Below are 23417 nucleotides of genomic sequence, written 5' to 3'. Positions count from 1 at the left end.
TTTGCTTTTAAGCACATGGTGGGTTTTAGGGCAACTAGATTTGAGCTAAGGTTGCCTTAATTTTTTCACAGATACTTTTCACTGTTGCAGTCGGGAAGCGGTGGGCTTGATACGTAATAATCATGCTTAACTGATGTTGTCCATCAATCACATTTTCCATAATTTCAAAATGTAATCCGAACATCGATTCATCACGTTCCGGCAAGATCTGACGATAAGGAAGGTCTTGTCCCTGAGGTGTTTTAAGCGCGCCGTTTAAAGCGTTATTTGAATGGATATGAATAAACACATCAAATAACAATCCTTCATCGGCGCTCATTCCTAATGCATTTTGTATATGGTTGATGGGAATATCTGCATAGGCCATCGATGTATTAATCATTGTGCTGATATTGTGGAGCAATGATTGGAACGAATCTGAATCACTAAACTGTGTGCGATGCGCAACCATGGTCGTAAAGTAACCCACCGTATCAAAAAACTCAGGATCAGTTCGTCCAGATGCAGAAGTACCAATCACAATATCTTTTAAATCGCCTTGTTGCTGTAACGCATTGGCGATAGCAGTATAGAGAACTGCGAAAATAGAAGAGCCGTGTTGTCTCGAAAATGCGAGGAGCTTGTCATGCATTTCCGGTGCAAATTTAAGTTCGAGCCATTGGACTGGAGGTTTTTCCTTTTCAGCATTTAATTCATTTTGCGAAATAGGGAGGCTTAGACCTTTAGTTGCCCCTGTTAGCAGGTTAGTCCAATAATTTAGATGGTCTTGGTTGATCCCTTGCTTTTGCTGGAGTAAAGAAAAATCAAGAATAGATTGAGCGGGTGCCTTCCAGTTTGGTGCTTGAGCATTTGAGCGAGCAAGATAAGCATGCGCAAGGTCAGCCATAATGGTATTTAAAGACCATTCATCAATCACCATGTGGTGAACTAAAAACGATAGAGTTTGGCGGCCTTTAGTATTACGAATTAAACGAATTCTTAATGGAAGTTCGCGGGTTAAATCAAATTTATATGAAGCTTCACTTGCAAGCGTTGCATCGTGACTTTCGGCACTGTTCCAAAACCATTTGAATTGATGAAGTTCAGATGTAGGAACCACCTGTTGATAGGTTTGACCATTGGCGCTATTAAAAATTGTGCGTAAACCTGCATGGCGCTCAACAATATCTGTAAAGGCTTGAAAGAAAATATCTTCATTAATTTCTGCAAGGAATTCTACGGCAAATGGCAAGTTATAAATTGGGCTAAAATCGAACGCAGAATAAGCTTGCCACAGGAAATCTTGAGCTAAAGTAAGCGGGGCTTTATCGACACTTTGTAAGGTGGATTTTTCAGTTTTTGCAGATTTAACGAAAGCGTATTGGGCTAAGTCAGCAGCAGATGGGGATTTAAAGAAATCATTAAATTGAATCTCAATTCCATGTTTATTGAGTAGGTTTCCAATAATTCGTGTTGCTAAGAGTGAATGGCCGCCAAAATCAAAAAAGTCATCATGTTGGCTCATTTCTGGTTCAGCGAGCGTATTTCGGAACTCTTCTAAAATAATTTTTGAAACATAGGTTTGGTTAGGTTGTTGTGGCGCTTTTCCGAAACTTGTATCTAGATGATGTGAGATATCAATTTCAGTCAGTACCAATGGCATATTATTTGGTGAATATTGTTGATATCGATTTTGTATAGCCTGAATGAAATCTGACTTTTGATAGCTTTCATCAAGAATCGGGTGGAGCGCTAAAATAAGAAAATAGTCTTGTTCAGTTTCTACGAGACTTGTAAAAAAAGGGGGATGAAATTCTGCATTCCATGATTGCGCTTTTAAGGTAGCTACCTGCTCAAATACTTGTTCTGTATTGCTCTTTTTTAATTCTAGGCAAGCTGAATGATCATCAAATGGATATTTGTATAAATCGCCTTCGTCACTAAATGTATAACGAACATTTAAGTCAGGTGTAGTTTTAATAATGTCTTGAATTGCTTTAATCAGCAGTTGAATGTCTAAACCTTGATTAACTTTCCACAAATGAAAACGTCGATTAACTTGTTCAGGCTGCTGTAATTGCAACATCCAGATATGTTCTTCGTAATCAGTAACCGAAAGGAGAGAGGGCGATTTGGAAAATTGTTCCAACATAAATGAATCCTGGTTTATCAAATGGCTATTTTCATCAATTTTTATTTCGCAAATTTTTTACATTAGATTAAATTTTATATAATTCATAATGTTATAGATTTGCTTGTTTACAAAAATTGACCTTTTTCTAATGAGTTGATGTCCACATGAACTGTACTGATGTAACAGTAGGGTTACATTTTACCTTTAAACATACTATAATTGATTCTCATTTACATCAAGATTATTATTTGCAAGAAGATGGTGCCAATTGAGAATGACGAATTTTTAAAATAGAAAATAAATAATAAGTGATTGATTAATATTTATTTAATTCGAAATTGGTTCAGCAAAAATAATTTAAAGATGAAAAAAACGATCCAAAGAATAGGGCTGTGATTTTGCCTATTCAAAAGGAACTTATTTTGTTGTCTCGATAAAATTGAGGAATTTTCATGAGAATATTCAATCATGAAAGGTTAATAAGCCCATCAAATGTTGAACAAATTTTCCCTCGCTTTGGTTTGATGGGACTAAATTTGCAATTTGCATTGGCTTTATTACGCTCAAGTGGGGCACGCCACTGATGCAATTCGGCTTATTTTGTATTTTTATCCTTTTATGTATTTGCTCGTTATTGCTCGGGGCCGAGCCAATACAGTGGTCTACCTTATTTTCTTTTTCTTATGAGAGTTGGCTCACTCTTACAGCCAGCCGTATCCCTCGTTTAATCACTATTGTGCTTACCGGTATCGGGTTGGCGGTATGTGGTGTCATCTTGCAGCATATTGTGCGTAACAAGTTTGTTGAACCGGAAACGTCGGGCGGTTTAGATGCTGCCAAACTGGGAATTTTAGTGTCGTTAACTTTAGTTCCGGTAACCAGCACGCTGAGTAAGATGATATTTGCGATCATTTTTTGTTTTATTGCCAGCTTAATTTATATCGCAATTATCCGCCGGATCCGTTTTAGAAATACGGTTTTAGTACCGATTATTGGTTTGATGTACGGCAGTGTATTGAGTGCCTTAGCTGAGTTTTATGCCTATCGCTTTAATATTTTACAAAGTATGCAAGGGTGGCTTTTAGGAGATTTTTCAAAAATTGTCCAAGGTCACTATGAAGTTATTTACATTATTTTTCCGATTGTTGTCCTGACTTATCTTTTTGCACACCGCTTTACCGTGATTGGTATGGGTGAAGAGATGGCTTCTAGCTTGGGACTTAGTTATGCAGCTATAGCCGCGATTGGTTTAATACTGGTTGCCATTACAGTTTCGACCACAGTAATTACGGTTGGTGCTATTCCTTTTGTCGGGCTCGTGGTCCCCAATTTGGTCGCACTGAAATACGGAGAAAACTTAGCTAAAACCTTGCCCATTGTGGGTTTGGGTGGGGCGTCTCTATTACTGGTTTGCGACATTCTTGGTCGCTCGATTATTTATCCATTTGAAGTGCCAATCGGACTTACCGCAGGTGGTGTGGGGGGAATTATTTTCCTCATCCTCATTTTGAGGGAGTTTAGATAATGCGTATTACAAAGCTATGGACGATTTATCTGATTGTCATCTGTCTAGCAGTAGGTTTTTTATTTTTAAACTCAGGACTAGATTTTGATTACGTCATTCCTAACCGACTTCTGCGTCTTGCCACGATTGTGATAGCCGGTATTTGCGTTGCTTTTTCCTCGATTGTTTTTCAGACACTGGTCGGTAATCGTATTTTGACCCCTTCCATTATGGGCTATGAAGCGATTTATCTCTTATGGCAAGTTTTGTTGTTGTTTTTTTGGGGAACACATGGATTAAGTCAGTTAGGGGTAAATGGTAATTTCTTTATCTCAATCGTTTTAATGCTGCTTTATTCGTGGGTAATCCATAAGTGGTTATTGCCATATGGCAGAAATGATGTCTTTCTCCTGTTACTTTTAGGTTTAGTCCTTACGATGGTCGTCGGGACGGTTACTCAATTTATTCAACTCAAAATTAACCCTGGTGAATTTTCTGTTTTCCAAGGCCTTAGCTATGCTTCGTTTAATCGTTCTCAACCAGAAACTTTATTTTATGCCAGTGTAGCTGTAGTCATTGTTCTATTCCTCGGTAGAAAAGCACTCCCTGTTTTGGATGTTCTGGTTTTAGGACGTGAGCAAGCCATTTCATTAGGCATTCATCATCACCGCTATGTCAGTTTCTATTTAGCCCTGATCGCTATTTTGGTTGCGGTATCTACCAGTCTGATTGGCCCGACAGTATTTATGGGCGTATTCATTGCCAATATTACTTATGCACTAGCAAGAAGTTATAAGCATAAATTAACGCTGCCCATGGGTTGTGCCATCACGATTGCCATATTTATTGCTGCTCAAATTTTAGTTGAGCACGTTTTTAATTACAAAACGACCGTCAGCATTTTGGTCAATCTCGTATGTGGCATTTATTTCCTTGCGCTGACGGTTCGTACCCGAGGTGTCGCATGATTCATGTCAAGAATATCAATAAGTCATATGGAAATAAGCCAATACTGACTGACGTAAATGTTGAATTTCCTACAGGTCAGGTGACGTCACTCATTGGTCCAAATGGAGCTGGAAAATCGACTTTGCTCATGATGATGGCACGTTTAATTGAGCCGGATAAAGGCGAGATTTTTCTTAATCATCAAAATATTGCGGATATTAAAACCGCTGTTTACGCGAAGCATGTCGCGACTTTACGTCAAGCACCCGGCTTTAATTTGCGCTTAACCGTAGAAGAGCTGGTTTCATTTGGACGCTTTCCCTATAGCCGTGGTGTTTTAACCGAGCAAGATCGTCAGGTGGTTGATGAGGCGATTGAGTTTCTTTCTTTAGAACCACTGCGCAAATCTTACATAGATGAAATTAGTGGTGGTCAAAGGCAAATGGCCTTTTTGGCGATGACGATCGCACAGCAAACAGACGTACTTTTGTTAGATGAACCCTTAAATAACCTTGATATGAAACATGCCGTTCAAATTATGCGCGCACTCAGGCGCTTATGTGATGAACAAGGGCGCACTGTGATTTTAGTTATTCATGACATCAATTTTGCCACGAATTATTCGGATCATATTGTCGCGCTGAAGAACGGCAAGCTTCATTTCAGTGGGTTAACCGAACAAGTGATTACAGAGGCGCAATTAAATGATCTGTACGAGCTTGATTTTGAAATTACATACAGTGAGCGTGGCTGTATGTGTAATTACTTCAACTCATCTGGAGCTTGAATACATATGAACTGGAAGAAAAAGTATGGGGGAGTAGCCCTCATCATAGCGGCAGCTGTCACTCTACAAGCATGTGATCAAAAAGTTGCAGATACCACTCAAGCTTCTCAGAAGCTCGCAGAACCGATTACGGTGAAACATGCGCTTGGAACTACGGTGATAGATCATTTACCGCAACGCGTTGCCGTACTTGATATGAATGAAGCTGACTTTCTAGATCAACTCAATGTCCCGATTATGGGAATGCCAAAAGATTATGTTCCACACTTTTTGGAAAAATATAAAAAAGATATACAAATTCAGGATTTGGGTGCAATTGTGCAGCCCAACATGGAAAGAATATATGCATTAAAACCAGACTTGATTTTGATGACACCATTACACGTTAATCAGTATCAGGAACTGTCAAAAATTGCCCCGACCATTCACTACGATATTAACTTCAACAATAGTAAGAGTAATCATATTGGTCTAGTTAAAGATCATATGATGACCTTAGGAAAAATATTTAATAAAGAAGATTTAGCCCGCCAGAAAGTTTCTGAACTCGATGAACAGGTGAAGCAAGTACAAGCCGTAACGGCCAATCGCCCAGAAAGAGCGTTAGTTGTTCTTCATAACAATGGGGCATTTAGTAATTTTGGTATTCAGTCACGCTATGGCTTTATTTTTAATGCCTTTGGGGTAAAGCCTGCAAGTGGTGTGATGGATACAAGTCTACATGGGCAACCTATTTCGAGTGAATTCATCAAAAAAGCGGACCCGGATATTCTCTATATCGTGGACCGAACTGCTGTGATGGAACATCGCTCAAACATTAATGCTGCCAGTGTTGAAAATCCATTATTACGTCAAACCAAAGCGTGGAAAAACGGTCGTGTCATTTTTGTCGATGCCGATGCGTGGTACACCACGGCTGCAAGCCCAACCTCACTCAAAATTGTGATGGAAGATGTGAAAAAAGGCTACCAATAAATTTTTAGGTACATCACTTAATCAAATTTTACAGCATAAATTTTCACTATTTTGCTTTGTATTTTAAGCAGATAGTTAATAAAAAATGAATCACAACATTAAAGGTCTTTCAATGAACAACGTTAGCGATAACCGTAATTTTAAAAGTGGGAATGATCAAAGAATTAATCACTGTTCTTTTGTATTAAATGGTATTGCATCTGCACAAATGGCCCTGCGATTAGGCTATGCATTAGGCACTGTATTTGTTCTATGTGCATCAAATACTTATGCTGCTGTTATTGATAATTCAACAAAAACTTTAGAACAACAACAAGCTGCTCAAACAAATGTAGCAGCTTTACCAGCAATTACTGTAAAAGCTGAACAAGAAGATAATTATGCGGGAGGGCAGGTTTCGTCGAAAAGCTCAGTTGGCTTTTTAGGTAATAAAGCCGTTATGGAAACCCCGTTTAATACTATTGCGTATACGGATACATATATCGCCGATAAACAGGCAAAAGATATAACAAGTGTGATTGCGAAAACAGATCCATCCGTGTTCACCAATGCGGCAAGTGGTGGCTGGAGTGAAAACTATTATATTCGTGGCTTTGAGTCGAGCCCGAGTGATATGTCTATGAATGGATTGTTTGGTATAACCCCTTATTATCGAACTTCACCTGAAATGTTTGAAAAAATAAATGTACTTAAAGGTCCTTCTGCATTACTCAATGGAATGCCGCCAACAGGTTCCATTGGTGGGACAGTTGACCTCACTACCAAACGTGCAACGGATGAACCATTAACACGTTTGACTACGACATATATGTCTGACTCTCAGTTTGGTGGGCATTTAGATCTTGGGCGACGATTTGGTGCTGACAAAGAATTCGGTGTGCGAGCAAATGCGGTATATCGGGATGGCTCTGGACCAGTAGAAAAACAGGATTTGAAAACTGAGTTATTTTCATTAGGAATGGATTGGCATGGTGATCGTGCACGTGTTTCGACAGATCTTTACACATCCAAAGATCGAGTGGATGGCGTAACACGAGGCATCAACCTCGGAAAAAATATCGCGATTCCGAAACCACCTAAACCTGAGACTTTACTCAATCCAGATTGGTCTTTTGTGGACATTAAAGACAAGGGCGCCATGATACGCGGTGAATATGATCTGACCAATAACGTGATGGGGTACGCAACCTATGGACAAAGTAAAACAGAATATAAATATAATGGTGCGATGTCAGCAACAGTTTTAGATAACAATGGAACCCTCCAAACAAATATTGGTCAACTGGCATTTAATGTTGAAAAAAAGTCGGCAGATGTAGGGCTGAAAGGAAAATTTAATACCGGAGCAGTAGGACATCAATGGGTAGTCAATGCGACATATTACAAACATAATCAAGATGATTATGGGGTAAGAAATGTGGCAGGAGCTGAATGGACGACTAATCTTTATGATCCAATTTGGGGGAAAGCTGTCCCTTTTAATGCACCCCTAATATCTAATTCTGAATTGCAATTAAATAGTTACGGTTTGGCAGATACCCTATCTTTTATTGAAGATCGCTTACAGTTAACTCTAGGTGTGCGTTATCAAGAGGTAGAAAGTAGTAATTTATTTGTACCGACATCGACTTTGACTAAATATAAAAAGAATGCAACGACACCAGGCGCCGCAATTCTATTTAAAGCGACAGATAAAGTTTCGATTTATGCAAACTATATCGAGGGCTTAACCAAAGGTGATGCCGCCCCCCTTACTGCGGCAAACTATCCAACAATATTTGCACCTTACAAAACAAAGCAAACAGAATTTGGGGTGAAGTTTGATCAAGGTACATTTGCGCATACCTTGTCATTGTTTGAAATCAAAAAACCAAGTGCTTACACTGATTTAGTAACTAATATATATACGTCTGGGGGAGAGCAACGTAATCGAGGGATTGAATGGAGTTTCTTTGGCTCACCAATTGAAAATGTACGTTTGATGGGCGGTGCATCTTATATTGAACCTGAAGTGACTAAAACAGCCATCCAAAGCAATGAAGGAAATATGGCCGTAGGTGTCCCTAAAACACAAGGGAAATTAGGTGTTGAATGGGATAGTGAAGTTGCACAAGGCGTTTTAACTTTATCTAGCAATGCAACCGCAGTTTCGAAACAGTATATCGATCAAGAAAATACATTGCATATTCCTGGTCGTACGCTGATCGATGTCGGTGCACGATATAAAACTTCAATCTCAAATCATCCTATTACTTTTAGAGCAGACATCAATAACTTGACGAATAAAGCCTATTGGGGAATGCCTAAACTATCGAATTTGGCTTTAGGTGCACCAAGAACATATATGCTATCTGTATCATATGACTTTTAATTTGTTGTAATCTTCAACCGAATAAAAAACCCGCAATCGCGGGTTTTTTATGATATTCATATTTTATTCTGGCAAACCATAGTGCTGGAAAGAAGACTGTTTAGGAATTCGATAAGCATTACGCCCCAGTAATTGATTAATAATCACTGAGTTTCGGGTTGCTCCGATTCCTAAATCTGGAGAACCTACACCTTGCTGAAAAATCTCGGCATTTTGAATGAAAATACGACCTTGTCCTTTATCACAACGTAAAGCGGTAAAGTCTTCTTGAACAATACAATCATTTTTATTATCAACAGCTAAAATAGAACCTTTCATATTTTGGAACCATTCAGGCCAATCATGAACATAGCCTGTAGCTGCGACAAGGGCATCAGTTTCTAATTCGCAACGTTGATCGAGTTGAGTATGCAAACAGGTTAAACGCAGAGAACCCGATTCAAGTTGTTCAACCGATTCAACCTCACAGCTTGTGTATAGGCTTAAACCAGATTTCTCACCCGCCACTGAACGCTCATAAAGAACATCATATATATCACCAATGGTTGAGAAACTAATTCCTTTATAGATCAGGCCCTGACTAGCAGCAATGTCACGACGTTTATCTCTAGGCAGGCTTTGGAAATATTGCATATATGCAGGGGTAAAACATTCTTGTCCAAGTTTAGAATATTCCATTGGGTGAAAGCCGGCAGAACGTGTGATCCAACGAATAGATGCGCCTGCTTTTACTTGTTCTGGGGTAAGTGAATTAAATAAAGCAAGTACACATTCTGCCGCACTCTGGCCCGAGCCAATAACCGTGACTTGTTTACATTGCTTGAGTTGTCCCTGAATTTTTGCAAACTCCGCAGAATGTTTTACCAAAGGGTGCTTGCATGTTTCTAGCCATGTAGGAATTCGAGGTTTAGTCCCAATACCAATTGCCAGATTTTGGCTTATATATTTTTGTTTTTCACCCGAGGCTGATTCACTTTCTATAATAAATTTATCGAGTTTGGCGTCATATTCCACATGGCTTACGTTTTCTCCAAATCGACAATCAGGTAATTGTTTTGAAGCCCAACGGCAATAATGGTCATATTCACGGCGTGGAATTAAAAAACTATCGTAATAATAAAACTGATGTAAGCGATCATGTTGATGTAAATAATTAATATAGCCTAATGGATGGCAAGGATTGGCCATAGTAACCAAGTCGGCAAAGAAAGGAACTTGTAATGTCGTGCCTTGCAATAGCAACCCTTCATGCCATCGAAATTCTGGTTTGCGTTCTAAAAATACACTTTTGATTTCGGGATGATGAGACAAAAGAGCAGCTAAACCTAAGTTGAATGGCCCAATACCAATTCCGGTAATATCTATTTTTTTCATGTTTATACTTTATCTGTTTCCAAAATGATGAAAGTTAAAAATACGAATTAATGTGGTGTTAGTAGTTTCTCTACATCAGCAATATTGCGACATTGAATAAGTTGAACAGGTGAGAGCTGAATCGCGTATGTTTCATTAATACGTTTTGAAACAACCTTTAAATGATGTGGACGCAGCCCGAGATGAGTAAAATGAGTTGAGTTGTCCACTTCCTTATTTTGCGTGTGACCTATCACTTCTAAATAAATGTCCAGTAGTTGATTTCGCTGTTTAGCATTATTTTCAAGTGGTATAGATGAATGATCGGACTCATTATTTTTAAAATATGGTCGTTTATTTTGAAGCTCACTGAAAAAATTGCTGAGATCAAAACTGAATATTTCTGAACCAATAATTTGCTTGATTGCTAATTGCAGTGCATCCAAGAAATCGTCAATCATGTTGGGTGGAAATGCTTCTTGGGCATAATCAATATCGAAAATCAAAGCGCCGTCATTTCTTGTGCTAAAGCGAATATCAATTGCAACTTGAGGTGTTTGAGTAAGGCCATCTAGTTGCTGAATAGGATGAGATTCAGATAATACCGGCCATGACAAACCATTTGTAATTACAATTGGCAATACTGGAGCAGTGCCAACTTTTTCAAATAATAGTCGAGCGAGATCAACGCCTGAAAATGAAAGATGCTGTAAACCCTCTAAAACTTCAGTTTGTAAGCGGTTTGCTTGTTCAGCAAATTGATCTAAAGCTTTCCACTCAACTGCAATAAACGTAGAGCTATTGGAAAATGGTCCGGCATAGAGAGGAAGTGTAGGAACAGCAACGCATAGAGATTTGTCCGTGCTCCAATGAGATAGCACTTCCAAAATAATCGCCATGATGATTGAGTTTTTAAACAGTGAATGTTTTGCGCCAATTTTAGACAACTGTTTAAATTGAGCTTTTTCTATAACCAGACTATTACGTTGGTAACGTGAAGTCGGTAAATGCTGTAAGGATGTTTTCCACGGAAGCGCAGGAATAGCCGATAATTTAGAAAATTTTCTTTCCCAGTAAGCCATATCTGTCTGATGAACAGACAAGCTATTTTCAACTTCATTTTCTTCTATTTGTGTTTGGATATCATGTTGTTGTCCGTCGAATAGTTCTAACATAAGTGAAGCTATAGATCGGCCATCTAAAATCAATGCATCAAAGCGGACAAAAATCGTTAATAGATTATTTTTTAATAAAAATACGGTGATATTCCAAGGCGACTGATTTAAATCAAATAGCTCATGCGTATAACTATTTTTATAGGATTCGATGTGGTGAGAAGCATGTTCAGGTTCCCATGTAGTTAGGTCTATTTCTTTTAAATTGACACTCACTTGATCGCTTACATATTGTATTAACCTATTTTTATCAATATAGGTTCGTAAGCTGTCATGCCGCCGTACCATTTCTGCCAATCGTTGTCTTAATAAAACAATATCCATTTTGCCGTGATACTGCCTAAACTCTTGCATGGCAACACCACCTAAAGGAAGGGCTTGAGTTCGACCTAATAGGTAGGCTTGTTGTAATGCATTTAATGGTTTTTGAGACGTACGATCTGACGAGGTATTTTGTGCTGAGTTTATAATTTGTGTATTAATTTGCTCAGGATGGGCGGCAAGATTTTTAAGTAAATGAATGAAAGATTCAAATAAATTCGTGATCCATTCTTTGGGTAGAGCATCTAAACGGATGTCCCAATTAACTAAAATACCGTCATCTACATGAGCAACTTGTGCATCAAGTGCAACTTGTGGCCCTTGTGAAATGACCCAATTCATTGAGCCAAAAACACGGCGGACACGCTCAGAAAGCAAATTATCATTTTCTATGTCGAGCGCCGCTGTAAATACCACGGGAGCAATCTGTGCACTACCATGATAACGAGACAGATCACGTAGAACATTCACACCCGAATAATGTGAATGCTCTAATAACTCAAGCATTTGATTTGCTATTTGTTTGCAGAATGCAGCTAAGGTAGTCATCTCATTCATATCGACATCAAGGATGACTAGATTAGCAAAATCACCAATAGTGCCTTCGACATTTTTTAAAACCGGCTCACGCCAAAAAGTAGGAATATTTAATCGGAAGCTGTGATCTTTGGTTGCATGACCAAGCATATAGGCAAATAGACCTAATATCAGATTGGTCACAGTAATGCGTTGTTCTCTAGCAAGTTGTTGTAATGCTTTTCGTTCTTCTGGCGATAACCACGTACTTAAACGATCACTTTTTGCTGTTTTGAATTCTTGATGAATGAAAGGTAGAGACGGAGCAGGGCTAATATGAGGCAGACGTTGTTTCCACCATAAGCGGTCTCGTTGGTTTAATTTTTTTAGGTCAGGATCCGTCCGTACTTTTTGATACCAGTCAAAAAAATTAGGCGGACGGGAGAATGATATTTCTGGGTCTTCATAAAACAAAGAAAGATCTTCCATTAAATTCAAGAAGCTGGATGGATCTATAGCAATCATGTCTGTATCTATATGAAAACGAAAAATATTATTTTTAAGAACACTTACAGAAAATCTTGCAGTTTGGCCCTGACTTAAATCAAGTTTTTGATGGGTCCATTGCTCCCGTTTTTGCATGAGCATTTGCTCAATTTCATGATCGCTAAGCTTTGAAAAATCATCGACTTCTAATATCTGTTGAGCCTTCTCAGCCATGATGTTTGCGATGCCATCGGCACTCAAACTTAATCTCAAAATAGAGTGTTCTTTATAAAGTCGTTGAAGTGCTAAATGTAATTTTTGTAGATCAATAAATTGACCGTCAAATTCTGCATAGAGATGGGCAGCAACCCCACCTAAAGTTGCGTTGCCAGAGCGACCAAACCAGCAGGCCGCTTGCATCGAAGTTAATTCACACATTGAACGATAACTCGGTTGACAAATTAATCTTGTTTCAGCATCATACAAACAAATGAAAATGATTACCAGTTGCATTTGTTAATCATTTCCAATTTTGCTGTGAATATATAGCTTGTCCGTCTTAAGAGTTTTCTTTTGTCGGTATTCAAATTAAATATTTATGCCGATATGTAAGAAAATTTACCAAGAATCAATAGCTTGATAACCATTAAATTAAATTGAATATTTAGAATGTCATGAAAAAACAGTTGATTGAGTTTGTTCGCTGGTCTCCAGAGAGAGCGCAACACTATCGAAATAAAGGTTATTGGATTGACCAACCTTTGACGCGTATTTTAACGGTAGGGGTTCAATCGCATCCGCATTCGCCGGCAATTATTTGTGGTGAGCGTCAGTTGAGTTATATCGAGCTGGACCGGTTATCAACAAATTTAGCTTCTCGACTAGCTGAAAAAGGCTTGGGCAAGGGTGATACAGCTTTAGTACAGCTTCCCAATGTTGCAGAGTTTTATATTGTCTTTTTTGCCTTGCTTAAGGCTGGTGTGGCTGTGCTCAATGCGCTATATAGTCATCGCCAATATGAACTAAATGCCTTTATTAAACAGATTCAACCTAAGCTTTTAATTGGTTCGCGTCAGCATGAAGTCTTTAGCAATAATCAGTTCATTGACTCACTTCATGATGTAAATTTAAGTCCTGAAATTATTTTGATGCTCAATCATCAAGCTACCGATTTCGGACTATTAGATTGGATTGAAACATCAGCAGAGACCTTTGTCGATTTTTCATCTACACCTGCTGATGAAGTTGCTTTCTTTCAGTTGTCAGGTGGAAGTACGGGAACACCAAAACTTATTCCACGCACGCATAATGACTATGACTATAGTGTGCGGGCCAGTGCCGAGATTTGCGGTTTAAACTCGAATACACGGTTATTGTGTGCTCTGCCAGCTCCGCATAATTTTATGTTGAGTTCACCCGGTGCATTAGGTGTTTTACATGCAGGTGGATGTGTTGTGATGGCACCAAATCCTGAACCGCTCAATTGTTTTTCTATTATTCAAAGACATCAAGTCAATATGGCATCTTTAGTGCCGAGTGCTGTCATTATGTGGCTAGAAAAAGCCGCTCAATATAAAGATCAAATCCAGTCTTTAAAGTTGCTTCAAGTGGGCGGAGCAAGTTTCCCTGAATCTTTAGCCCGTCAAGTTCCTGAAGTCCTCAATTGTAAATTACAACAAGTATTTGGAATGGCCGAAGGCTTAGTCAATTACACCAGACTAGATGACTCCGATGAGCAAATTTTTACGACCCAAGGGCGTCCTATCAGTTCTGATGATGAAATCAAAATTGTGGATGAACAGTATAAAGAGGTTCCAGAAGGTGAAATAGGGATGCTTGCGACTCGGGGACCTTATACCTTTTGCGGTTATTACCAAAGCCCTGAACATAATTCACAGGTCTTTGATGAGGACAACTATTACTATTCGGGCGATCTCGTGCAGCGTACTTCGGATGGCAATTTACGTGTAGTAGGAAGAATTAAAGACCAGATTAACCGTGGTGGTGAAAAGATTGCTTCGGAAGAAATAGAAAAACTTATTCTTTTGCATCCAGAAGTTATGCACGCAGCTTTGGTCGCGATTGTTGATGAACAATTCGGTGAAAAGAGTTGTGCCTTTATTGTTTCTCGTAATCCTGAACTTAAAGCTGTTGTGCTCAGACGCCATCTCATGGAGTTGGGTATTGCACAATACAAACTTCCAGACCAGATCAAATTAATCGAAAGTTTGCCACTGACTGCAGTCGGTAAGGTGGACAAAAAACAACTTCGCAGCATTTTAAATACATCTACAACATCTTAATAAATATTGAGCAGCATATGGCTATTTCAAAAATTTCTACTTATCTCATGCCCAAACGAGAGAGTTATCCAAATAATAAAACAGACTGGCAGTTAGATCCTTCTCGAGCAGTTTTATTAATTCATGATATGCAGCGTTACTTTTTAAATTTTTACGATGCTGAAAGTGAATTAATTAAAACGGTTGTTAATCATTTAGTTCAACTAAGAACTTGGGCACATCAGAACAATGTTCCTGTTGTCTATACCGCACAGCCTTATGAGCAGCCAGTGGCAGATCGAGCATTACTGAATGCGATGTGGGGACCGGGTTTGCCAGCCTCAACAATCGATCAGCAAAAAATTATTGATCAACTTTCTCCTGCTGAACATGACATTGTCTTAACGAAATGGCGTTATAGCGCGTTTAAACGTTCGGATTTGCTAGAAAGAATGCAAAACTGGAATCGTGATCAGCTCATTATTGGCGGAGTCTATGCTCATATCGGGTGTATGGTTACGGCAATTGAAGCTTTTATGAGCGACATACAACCCTTTCTGGTTGGGGATGCAGTTGCCGATTTTTCAGAAGAAGAACACCGCTTAGCTTTGAAATATGTGTCTTCACGTTGTGGTCAAGTCATTGATACCGAATCTGTAGTGGGGCAGGTGGCAACAGGCATTACACGACCTTGGCTAGAGCAAAAGGTCCAGCAACTGATTGAAGAAGATGAATTAGATCCCGAAGAAAACCTGATTCTTTATGGATTGGACTCATTACGAATTATGCAGTTTTCTTCGGAACTCAAAGCACAAGGAATCAATATTAGTTTTGAAGAATTAGGACGCACACCCACTTTATCAAATTGGTGGTCATTGGTTGATGCACGGCAAAGGATTGCAGGGTAGAGGGTTGCCATCATAAGGCATACGACAAATCCTGGTCGCTAAATTTATACATAAAATTTATATCTTTCATAGCGACTCCTTAGACGACTTGTAATCGTCATATTAACGGAGCAAAAAATGATTTTATCGCCTGCTGATCAAGAGAAAATAGAGACATTCTGGAATTACTGTTTAAAACATCAATACTTCAATATTGGATATCCTGAATCTGCAGATTTTGATTATTCAGCTTTATTCCGTTTTTTCAAATTCTCTATTAATAATTGTGGTGATTGGAAAGACTATAGCAATTACGCATTGAATTCTTTTGATTTTGAAAAAGATGTGATGGCATATTTTGCTGAAATTTTTCAAATTCCCTTTGAAGAAAGCTGGGGATATGTGACCAATGGTGGCACAGAAGGTAATATGTTTGGCTGCTATCTGGCGCGTGAGCTATTTCCAGATTCCACATTATATTACTCAAAAGATACGCATTATTCGGTTGGAAAAATCGCCAAATTATTGCAGATGAAATCTTGTGTGATCGAATCATTGGATAATGGTGAAATCGACTATGATGATTTAATCCATAAAATAAAAACCAATAAAGAAAGTCACCCCATTATTTTTGCAAATATTGGTACGACCATGACGGGCGCAATTGATGATATTGAAATGATTCAAGAGCGCTTAGCGCAAATCGGAATCATACGCCGAGATTATTATATTCATGCCGACGCTGCCTTGAGTGGCATGATTTTACCTTTTGTTGATCATCCTCAAGCGTTTTCCTTTGCTCATGGCATCGACTCGATTTGTGTGTCTGGTCATAAAATGATTGGTTCACCGATTCCATGTGGCATTGTTGTGGCCAAGCGCCAAAATGTAGAGCGTATATCGGTAGATGTTGACTATATCTCTACACGTGATCAAACCATAAGTGGTTCTCGCAATGGCCATACTGTCTTGTTGATGTGGGCGGCCATACGTAGCCAAACTAATTTACAAAGACGACATAGAATTCAACATTGTCTAAAAATGGCCCAGTACGCAGTTGATCGCTTTCAGGCAGTGGGAATTCCTGCTTGGCGGAATCCGAATTCAATCACTGTGGTATTTCCGTGTCCTTCTGAACACATCTGGAAAAAGCATTATCTGGCAACCTCTGGAAATATGGCTCATTTAATTACTACGGCACATCACCGAGATACACGTCAGATTGATAGCTTAATTGACGACGTTATTTTTGATTTACAAGGTAGCTCTAAACGTACAGTTGGTTTTTAGTCATATCAATCAAGATGATTTAGACAAATCCATATTAATTTTTACAGTCTAGAAAATGATCTAAAAATATTTTGATAGGGTGGTTAGGAAGTTTTTGATGCAATTAAAGTTTTTAAAAAAATACTTTTTATATGATTTTCTTATTCATGCTTTTTTAAAGCCGGAAATGGCAATTCTTGCTGGTCAATTGAAGCGAGATTTCATTTTAAGTACCGCTTTTTTTATGAATATAAAGAGAGATAAGTATGTCTGATTTAAAGTTATCTCATCTGGTGACAGACTCTTCCTTGGCACCTGCACTCAAGCCAGCATTTCCTAAATTATTTGCAGGAACGCTTGCTGCCGTATTTTCTGGTTTAGCCATTTTAACTGCTCTGTGGGGCATGATTCAGTTGATTGGTTATTTATCTTCTTATTGGGTAATCTTTTCAGCGGTTTTTTGGATAGTTGGGGCAGCATTGGCAGCACTGGCTTCATGGTTAGTGCATGATGCAGAGGCTGGATTTTCGGCACGATTACGTCGTCAAATTGCTCATCATTTAATTCGGTTACCGACCACAACCCTATCAAAACAGGGTGACCAAAGCTTAAAACGACTGGTTTCAGATGATATCGCAACCTTACATCATATGGTGGCGCATTTACCGTCAGAAATTGCGATTTTTGCTGTAATCCCTTTAGTTTCTATTGTTTTATTAATTGTGTTGGTTGGCCCGATGGCCCTTTGGGTATTATTACCGGGTGCAATTGCTTCACTCTATTATTTAATTATTGTTCCCCATGTATCAAAACGGGATGGCGCTGCACGTATGCAGGTCATGTTAGATATTATTGGTTCTGCTGATGATTATGCTCGCGGCATTCGTGATAATCGAATATATGGGCAACAATCAGGCGCTTTAACAGCCTATACTCAATCAGCACAAAATTTCACTCAAAATATGGTGTCTTGGGTGAGTAAAGTCGCAACACTCGCTGCTGTTGCCACTGCATTACTACAAGCTGTTGCAACCTTTGCCATAGCCTATTTTGTAGCTTATCAATACGACAGCATGACCTTGGCTGCAACACTTTTCTATAGCTTGGCCATCGTGACACCTTCACTACGTTTAGGGCATGGTCTTGATTATGTCGCTGCTGGGCGAGCTGCAGCTAGTCGTTTATCTGCATTCTTAAAAGAGCCAGTACTCTCATCGGGCAATCTACAACAGATTGAGCAAGATGTAACACTTGAAATAGTTAATGCAAGCTTTGCAATTGAAAATCAAAAAGTATTGGATCGATTAAGTTATGCATTTCCAAAAAATTCAATGACTGCAATTACGGGACCGAGTGGAGTTGGAAAAACAACCTTACTGCGAGCACTTGCTGGGTTCGCTGTATTGCAAGAAGGTGTCGTTCAATTAGCAAAAACAGATATTTTGCAATTACATGAAAAACTAAGACATGAAAAGGTTTTGTTTATTCCACAAGGTGGAGATGTATTACCGGCCACAGTAAGAGAAAACTTGTCCTTATCTGCCATTAATGCAAATGATGAACAACTTGAGCAGGCATTACTCAAGGCCCAATTAAAAGTAGATTTAAATGCAGATGCAACTTTACTTTCAGGCGGTGAAAAACAGCGCATAGGAATAGCGCGTGCGTTTTTATCCTCAGCTCCTATTATTTTATTAGATGAGCCGACGAGCGCACTCGACCAGACCAATGCGACAAAAATAATATTGGAATTAAGCGACTTAGCTAAAAACCAGAATAAAACCATCGTCATGGTCACTCATGATCTTGCCTTAGCTGCTCATGCCGACAGCAGGTTAGTGCTTAACGGCCCAACTGACTCAGGGAAATCTTTATGAATAATGCTGCTAAATTAAATAAAGATCAGATTTTTTCGATGCTTCCTCGTGCAGCCAAACAAAAATTAATTATTGTTGGTATCGGATGGATCATTGTTGCCGCAATTGAAGCAATCGCATATACCGTATTGGCATTTGCAATTGTCAATCAATGGTCACCAAGCTGGGTTCTCATCAGTGCAATTGTAGCAATATTAGTGACAGTTATAGTCACTCGTGCTGGCTTCCTCACGGGTGTGCGTTTAGCAGGGGACCTATTTGCTGAGTTAGGCAAATCTTTAGCTCGTGCTAAGCTCTCTTGGTTTACCAATGAACAGCGTGCTCAGATTAAGACGATTGCTGGACAGGGAATTCCTGGGTTTATGAGTATTCCTGCTCATCAATTGCAAACCTTTTTACATGCGCCTTTTATGCCTTTATTTCTAACAATAGGAATAGGCCTGCTTGCTGGAGCAGGCGTAGCATTTGTCGCTTTAGGCTTACTTTTACTCTCTTTATTTGCTCAATTCCTAGCACAACGTGCACTCATGCATATTGATAAAAAACGTAATACTGCCGATTTAGCGGCTTCAAAAGCAACGCTGGAATTGGTTGATCATGTTGAGTTATTACGCACAGCCGCGGGACCAGAACGTGCGGTCCAAAGGCTAGAACATCGTTGGGAAGAGCAAGAAGAGACATTAGTACGGATCAACCGTGCTGCTGCATTTGCAAGTTTTGTTGCAACCTTGGCAAGTGTTTTACCGATTGCTGGGATGGCAACTTATCTGGTACTTGCTGGTGTCAATCATGCTGCTTTGGTGTTGGCATTACTCGTCTTAATTGGACGTGCAGCAGCGCCATTAGGTGAACTTGCTACCGCAGGGTTACATATCAATGATTTGTTTGCTGCACTGCGCAACTTTAATCAGATCACACATCCACCTGAGTTGCCTGAGCCATTACATCCTCAAATTCCTACTGGCCATCATATTTCTGTACAAGGCGTTAGCTATGCGCCAGCACTTGAAAATATGACTCTCGACATCACATTGGGGAACAGAGTATGGGTTACCGGACCAAGCGGTAGTGGTAAGAGCACTTTACTTGAATTGCTTACACGGTTTGATGATCCACAAAGAGGAAAAATTACCCTAGGTGACATAGCTCTTGATCAAATGAAATATGAAGATTTGGTCTCGAATATTGCTTATGTCACACAAGAACCTATTTTGTTCACAGGAACACTGGCTGAAAATATCCGTTTAGGAAAACCTGATGCAACTGATGATGAAATAGAAAAGGCTGCAAGAGATGCCGCATTAGGGGCAATGATTGACCGTAGTTCAGAGGGAATTAATCAATCGGTAGGTAAACAAGGCACCGCATTGTCCGGTGGTGAACGTCAGCGGGTCGCAATTGCCCGAGCATTACTCAAAAATGCGCCGATTTTAATACTTGATGAAGCCACTTCTGCCTTGGATGAAGAGACTGAGCAAGAAATCGTTGCAACGATACGTGCTCTTTCTTCGACGGTTATTTTTGTGACACATCGTGACTCAGCTATTTGGCAACCGACTCAAACTATAAATTTAGCTTCAACCTCTGTTTAAAAAAAAAGCGCAGAAACCTGATTTAAGCATTTTTTATAAAAGAAAAATGCTTAATATTTGGAGAATTCTTAAATGAATAAACCTCAATATAATATGTTCTGTTTACCGCCTGCGGGGAGTAGCGCGAGTATTTATCATCCATGGAAAAAGCAGATCTCTGATAATATTCGTATTATTCCTATTGAATATTCGGGGCATGGTATAAAAATAAATGAACCACTGATTGATGATCCTGATCTATTGGCTATGCAAATTGCCAATGAAATACAAGCTTATTCAGACACACCGTTTATTTTATTTGGACATAGTGTAGGAGGTGGCTTGATTTGGAAAGTACTCAATTATTTGAATGGAAAAACCATAATTGATCAGTTGAGATTAATCGTTATAAGTAGCCGACCTGAGCATCACTATATTCAACATATGCGGTACAAGCATGAGCTAACTGATGAAAAAATTATTGATGAATTAAAGCGATACAATAATTTTCCTGACGAAATTTTAAATAATCAGGATGCACTCACATTCTTTCTTAAAATCATTCATAACGACTTCTATCTTAGCGATCAATTGCTTAGCGAGAATATACACAAGACTGAGGTTCCGATTGTTGCATTTTATGGCAAACAGGACCCTGATATTCCTAATAAGAGAATGATGGATGCATGGCAACAACACACAGAAAATTGGTTAGGAAGTATTGAGTTTGAAGGGGATCATTTCTACTTTCTCAATCGCGAGACCCGACTAAAGATGCTTGAAAACATTGCTGCCATCGTTGAAACATTGACAGTGAATATTGAATAAAGTACAGGCTATGAATACGGAGAAGCAGTTAAGTAGAGGGGCTAATCCATGCCTGGATGAAATAAATATTCAATATGAAAAGCTAACAGCTTTCGGGCTAGATATACATAAAGTCCGGCTCAGTGAAATCAAAGAAATACCTCAGCTTGATCATATCTATCAGGAGCTGAATATATTTCTTCCACCGAAGATAAAAAACTCACGCTTCATTCGACAATTAGAGTTCTTGACGGGGCGCTTAGCAGCAAAATATGCATTACAAAGCCTCAATTTAGAACATTCTATTGTCTATCAAGGTAGACATGGGGAACCCCTATGGCCCGAAGGAGTGATAGGTGGGATTAGCCATGTTGGATCAAAAAAATCATGTCATGCCATCGCATATGCTAGAAATAACACGGTTCAAGAAAAAATATTTGGGATCGATATAGAGTCTCAAAAACATTATATTTTTTTTCAAAAGAAAGATGAGTTTTATGATGTTTTTCTAAATAAAAATGAACAAGCAGAAATTGAAAAGCTGCAAAAAAAACAAGCATATTTATATTTGGTAATATTCTCTGCTAAAGAAAGTATCATTAAAGCAATTTATTTAAAATATAAGCAAATTATTGATTTTAAAAATATAAATTTTAAACAACTAGATGGCGAGTTTCTTTATTTTTACCTTAGTCAAGAAAGTTCAATCGAGATAAATCTAGAGATTAAAGTTCAATTTTTTTATACAAATAACGAGATAATTACAATTTCTTGCATTGAAAACTAATTTTATTATTGATAATAATAATCATTTGCATTAATGTGTGTTTCAGTATTTTTATACTCCTATATTTAAAAAGAAGTACTACAGAATTTGCTTGAAAAAAATCAATGTGAGAGGTGATATACAGATGATGCAGACTCAAATATCAGTAGAGCAAAATTTAGATCATGTCGGTCAAAAGAAATTTTCATGTTTCTCTACGAAAAATTATTATCTCGAAGTGAACGAATTCGTTAAAACGCTAAATACACCTGCAGCAAATACCGCACTATTTAATGATGAGATTGCAAAATGTTTTGAAGAAATTAAAAAGCAAGGCCATCAAAATCCAGTTTTAATTGGTGCTATACCTTTTGATATTACAAAGAAAAGTAGCTTAAATTTTTATGCTGATCATAAAAAAATAACACAAGCATCTTCTACGATTAACTCATTAAAAAATCGTAATAACATTGAGATAATTAATAAATCATTACTCATTCAACGCCAAAAATTTGAAGGTACAGTACAGTTAGCATTAGATGCTTTTGAGAAAAAGAAGGTAGAAAAAGTTGTTCTTTCTCAGGCTGTTGAATATGAGTTCAACCGTCATCAAGAGCCAGAAAACTTATTAGCTGCTTTATTAAAACAAAATCCAAATGCTTATAATTTTGTGATTCCAGTAGAACATAATAATTATATTCTAGGCGCAAGCCCAGAACTGCTTTTATCAAAACAAGGTCGTATTGTAACCAGTAATCCTTTGGCCGGTTCTAGACCCAAATCTCAGATTTCCGAAAAAAATTTCGTCAGCCAACAAGAATTAAATCATTCTGAGAAAGACCAACATGAACATCGAATTGTGGTTGAAAATATTATTAGAAATTTAGCCACTCATTGTGTAGAGCTTAAGGTTTCTGAATTTCCAGATATTTTAGAAACATCAACAATGTTGCATTTATCATCAGAATTCCAAGGTATGCTCAAACAACAGGCACCGAATGCATTAAACCTTGCATTAGAATTACATCCAACACCAGCGGTTTGTGGCTCACCAACTCATGTTGCTAAGCAGTTTATTTTAGATCATGAAGGTTATGACCGACATTATTACACGGGGTTAGTAGGCTGGATGGATGCCGAGGGTAATGGAGAATGGGTAGTGACGATTCGCTGTGGTCTACTCAGTGAAAATAAAATGCGCTTATATGCTGGTGCGGGGATTGTTGAAGGGTCAGATGCTGAAGCTGAATGGCTAGAAACAGAAGCTAAGATGCAAACCATGCTAAATATTCTAAATACAAAAATTGCTGTGTAATTATTAAACCTAGGCTGGTGTTATGTTTATAGTCAAAACAATAACTAAATATTCCACTGAGATATATTAAAAATTTAATAAAAAAGCCTGCATA

17 protein-coding genes are annotated in these 23417 nt (G+C 38.5%); 14 read left to right on the top strand and 3 right to left on the bottom strand.

The annotated features are described in order from the left end of the window. Positions 1-34 precede the first annotated feature (34 nt). Positions 35-2065: an acinetobactin non-ribosomal peptide synthetase subunit BasB gene (gene basB / locus AW165_RS01550; RefSeq protein ID WP_081410489.1), complete on the bottom strand. Its 2031-nt coding sequence runs from the start codon at positions 2063-2065 to the stop codon at positions 35-37. Between the two features lie 500 nt (positions 2066-2565). On the opposite strand from basB, the gene AW165_RS20215 reads away from it, so the two are divergent. The 6 genes from AW165_RS20215 (at position 2566) to bauA (ending at position 8698) form a co-directional block, all read left to right on the top strand. Next, positions 2566-2697, top strand: coding sequence for a hypothetical protein (locus AW165_RS20215; RefSeq protein WP_255787958.1), 132 nt, complete (start codon positions 2566-2568; stop codon positions 2695-2697). Then, positions 2697-3638, top strand: coding sequence for a ferric acinetobactin ABC transporter permease subunit BauD (bauD, locus tag AW165_RS01545; protein WP_060464786.1), 942 nt, complete (start codon positions 2697-2699; stop codon positions 3636-3638). Before AW165_RS20215 ends, bauD begins: the two co-directional genes overlap by 1 nt. After that, complete coding sequence (gene bauC / locus AW165_RS01540) at positions 3638-4585, top strand: ferric acinetobactin ABC transporter permease subunit BauC (RefSeq protein WP_060464785.1); 948 nt, start codon at positions 3638-3640, stop codon at positions 4583-4585. Before bauD ends, bauC begins: the two co-directional genes overlap by 1 nt. Further along, positions 4582-5352: a ferric acinetobactin ABC transporter ATP-binding protein BauE gene (gene bauE, locus AW165_RS01535; protein ID WP_000582117.1), complete on the top strand. Its 771-nt coding sequence runs from the start codon at positions 4582-4584 to the stop codon at positions 5350-5352. The genes bauC and bauE overlap by 4 nt, the downstream gene beginning before the upstream one ends. 6 nt (positions 5353-5358) lie before the next feature. Further along, entirely contained in the window at positions 5359-6327 is a 969-nt protein-coding gene (gene bauB / locus AW165_RS01530; RefSeq protein ID WP_060464784.1) for a siderophore-binding periplasmic lipoprotein BauB, read from the top strand. An 85-nt stretch (positions 6328-6412) separates the two neighbouring features. Then, complete coding sequence (bauA, locus tag AW165_RS01525) at positions 6413-8698, top strand: TonB-dependent siderophore receptor BauA (RefSeq protein WP_171254235.1); 2286 nt, start codon at positions 6413-6415, stop codon at positions 8696-8698. A 63-nt stretch (positions 8699-8761) separates the two neighbouring features. Here the strand turns inward: bauA and basC are convergent, their stop codons facing one another. Both basC and basD read right to left on the bottom strand, forming a co-directional pair. Continuing rightward, on the bottom strand, positions 8762-10072 hold the full coding sequence (gene basC, locus AW165_RS01520; RefSeq protein ID WP_060464782.1) for a putative histamine N-monooxygenase: 1311 nt from the start codon (positions 10070-10072) through the stop codon (positions 8762-8764). 47 nt (positions 10073-10119) lie between these two features. After that, the gene (gene basD, locus AW165_RS01515) at positions 10120-13062 is read right to left on the bottom strand and encodes an acinetobactin non-ribosomal peptide synthetase subunit BasD (RefSeq protein WP_060464781.1); all 2943 of its coding nucleotides are present in this window, start codon (positions 13060-13062) and stop codon (positions 10120-10122) included. A gap of 161 nt (positions 13063-13223) precedes the next feature. Between basD and basE the strand changes: the two genes are divergently transcribed. The 8 genes from basE to basJ all read left to right on the top strand — a co-directional run bounded on the left by basE (position 13224) and on the right by basJ (position 23323). Next, positions 13224-14852 carry a (2,3-dihydroxybenzoyl)adenylate synthase BasE gene (basE, locus tag AW165_RS01510; protein WP_060464780.1) on the top strand — a complete coding sequence of 543 codons (1629 nt, stop codon included), beginning with the start codon at positions 13224-13226 and terminating at the stop codon, positions 14850-14852. 17 nt (positions 14853-14869) lie between these two features. Then, complete coding sequence (gene basF, locus AW165_RS01505; RefSeq protein WP_005138336.1) at positions 14870-15739, top strand: acinetobactin biosynthesis bifunctional isochorismatase/aryl carrier protein BasF; 870 nt, start codon at positions 14870-14872, stop codon at positions 15737-15739. A 117-nt stretch (positions 15740-15856) separates the two neighbouring features. Next, a complete protein-coding gene (gene basG, locus AW165_RS01500; protein WP_060464779.1) occupies positions 15857-17008 on the top strand; it encodes an acinetobactin biosynthesis histidine decarboxylase BasG in 1152 nt (383 codons plus the stop codon). 245 nt (positions 17009-17253) lie between these two features. Next, positions 17254-18864 (top strand): acinetobactin export ABC transporter permease/ATP-binding subunit BarA, encoded by a 1611-nt coding sequence (gene barA / locus AW165_RS01495; RefSeq protein WP_060464778.1) that lies wholly within the window; start codon positions 17254-17256, stop codon positions 18862-18864. Beyond that, positions 18861-20456 carry an acinetobactin export ABC transporter permease/ATP-binding subunit BarB gene (gene barB, locus AW165_RS01490; protein WP_060464777.1) on the top strand — a complete coding sequence of 532 codons (1596 nt, stop codon included), beginning with the start codon at positions 18861-18863 and terminating at the stop codon, positions 20454-20456. The genes barA and barB overlap by 4 nt, the downstream gene beginning before the upstream one ends. Before the next feature lie 72 nt (positions 20457-20528). Continuing rightward, positions 20529-21263: an acinetobactin biosynthesis thioesterase BasH gene (gene basH, locus AW165_RS01485; protein WP_060464776.1), complete on the top strand. Its 735-nt coding sequence runs from the start codon at positions 20529-20531 to the stop codon at positions 21261-21263. A gap of 10 nt (positions 21264-21273) precedes the next feature. After that, on the top strand, positions 21274-22029 hold the full coding sequence (locus tag AW165_RS01480) for a 4'-phosphopantetheinyl transferase family protein (protein ID WP_060464919.1): 756 nt from the start codon (positions 21274-21276) through the stop codon (positions 22027-22029). A 124-nt stretch (positions 22030-22153) separates the two neighbouring features. Continuing rightward, the gene (basJ, locus tag AW165_RS01475; protein WP_060464775.1) at positions 22154-23323 is read left to right on the top strand and encodes an acinetobactin biosynthesis isochorismate synthase BasJ; all 1170 of its coding nucleotides are present in this window, start codon (positions 22154-22156) and stop codon (positions 23321-23323) included. The last annotated feature ends 94 nt before the right edge of the window (positions 23324-23417 follow it).

Source organism: Acinetobacter sp. LMB-5, assembly GCF_001541635.1.
GTDB classification, from domain to species: domain Bacteria; phylum Pseudomonadota; class Gammaproteobacteria; order Pseudomonadales; family Moraxellaceae; genus Acinetobacter; species Acinetobacter pittii.
This window is presented reverse-complemented; position numbering and strand designations above follow the sequence as displayed.